We start from the raw sequence: 1,210 nt of genomic DNA on the forward strand, positions 1-1,210 counted from the left end.
TCGGGTTGATCTTGGCGAGGTAGTCGGCAAGGGACTTGAGGATCTCGTCGGCGGTCTTCGTCCAGGTGAAGGGCCGTGGGTTCTCGTTCCAGGCGTCGATCCAGGCCTTGATGTCGCCCTCCAGGGCTTTCACGGAGGTGTGGACGCCACGGCGGATGAGTTTGTCGGTCAGCAGGCCGAACCAGCGCTCGACCTGGTTGAGCCAGGACGAGCCGGTCGGGGTGAAGTGGACGTGGAAGCGCGGGTGTCGGGCCAACCACGTCTTGATCTCGGGGGTGTTGTGGGTTGCGTAGTTGTCGCACACCACGTGGACGTCGAGCTCGCGCGGCACGGCCTTGTCTATCGTGGTCAGGAACTTCTTGAACTCCACCGCGCGGTGGCGGCGGTGCAGCTCGCCGATGACGGTGCCGTCGGCGATGTTGAACGCGGCGAACAGACTCGTAATCCCGTGCCGCAGGTAGTCGTGGGTGCGCCGCTCAGGCATGCCCGGCATCATCGGCAGCACCGGCTGGGAGCGGTCCAGCGCCTGGATCTGGCTTTTCTCGTCGACGCAGAGAACCACCGCCTTCTCGGGCGGGTTGTGGTACAGCCCGACGACGTCGACGACCTTCTCCACGAACAGCGGATCGGTGGACAGCTTGAAGGAGTCCTGCAGGTGCGGCTTGAGGTCGAACTTCTTCCAGATCCGCCCGATGGTGGACTTGCTGAGCCCGGTGCGTCTGGCCATGGAGGCGCGCGACCAGTGGGTGTCCTCGCCCGGCGTCGACTCCAGGGTCGCCACGACGACCTCCTCGACCTGATCGAGCAGGATCGACGGCGGCCGGCCCGGGCGGGGCTCGTCGACCAGCCCGTCCAGCCGGTCGGCGATGAACCGGGAGCGCCAACGGTTCACCGTCCCCTGGGCGATGCCGAGTTCGGCGGCGACCTGCTTGTTCGTCCCGCCCTCCGCGCACCTCAGCACGATCTTCGCGCGCAGCGCCAGGAACTGTGCGGTCTTCGCCCGCCTGACCCAGCGCGTCAACTGAGCATGCTCGGCCTCGGTGAGCATCAGATCCGGCTTACGCCGGCCCGGTCGCGGCTCGTCGGCCAGGCCGGCCATCCGCTGAGCCACGAACCGGGACCGCCACTTGCCCGCTGTCGCCGTGGTGATGCCCAAATCGGCCGCGACCTGAGCGTTTGATGATCCGTCCGCACAAGCCAGGATGATCCG

The 1,210-nt window shown here is 66.9% G+C and carries 1 protein-coding gene; it reads right to left on the reverse strand.

Features of this window, described 5'->3' with window-relative positions:
- Positions 1 to 1,207: IS630 family transposase (locus ACFQ87_RS46645; protein ID WP_380617119.1), on the reverse strand; the 1,207-nt coding region annotated here is incomplete at its 3' end.
- Positions 1,208 to 1,210 lie beyond the last annotated feature (3 nt).

Source organism: Kitasatospora sp. NPDC056531 (genome assembly GCF_042794375.1).
GTDB lineage: Bacteria > Actinomycetota > Actinomycetes > Streptomycetales > Streptomycetaceae > Kitasatospora.